The organism is Aquibaculum sediminis, assembly GCF_040712085.1.
Lineage (GTDB): Bacteria > Pseudomonadota > Alphaproteobacteria > Kiloniellales > DSM-21159 > Aquibaculum > Aquibaculum sediminis.
In genome coordinates this window covers 1-617 of sequence record NZ_JBFCVK010000025.1, presented here as the reverse complement: position 1 = coordinate 617, position 617 = coordinate 1, and the positions used below count along the sequence as shown (strand labels likewise).

Below are 617 nucleotides of genomic sequence, written 5' to 3'. Positions count from 1 at the left end.
ACTCGAGACCCTAATAAACCGGAGGCATTTTATAAATTTAGCGATTTTAAAGGAAAATATGTCAATACCCCAACTGCTTCACCTACTTATGCAGGGAAATTAGGGGCAATTGCTCTAGGTTCCCGCACCATTGCCGCGGGGGAAATGTCCACCGCAGTGGGTTCGTTAGCCTTTGCATTGGCAGATAGATCCACCGCAATGGGGTTACGTTCTTTTGTTGCTAAAGACGCCGTAGGTGGAACGGCGATCGGGGAAGAATCTCGAACCTTTGCTAAAGATTCCGTTGCCATTGGTAATAAAACTGAAGCCTCAAATGCTGGCTCAATGGCTTATGGTTATAAGGCGAAAGCAGTAGGTGCGGGAGCAATCGCAATTGGGACAGAAGTCGCAGCAGGGGCTAAATTTAATAGCCATCAAACAGGAAATTTACTACAGGATAATAATGCTTATGCTACCTTAAAAAATGCCGATAAATCAGATGATACTAAAACCGGAAATGCGATTACTGTATTTACCCAGTCTTTTGATAATATGCTTACTAATGGATTACCGCTGGTAAGTGAAAACGAAACCTATTTAACGACCTCAGCGGGAGCAATTAAAAAAACTGCAACAAC

General features: G+C 43.1%; 1 pseudogene. It reads left to right on the top strand.

What is annotated here, in order from left to right:
• A pseudogene (locus ABZ720_RS17425) lies at positions 1 to 617 on the top strand (hypothetical protein); the annotation flags it as partial.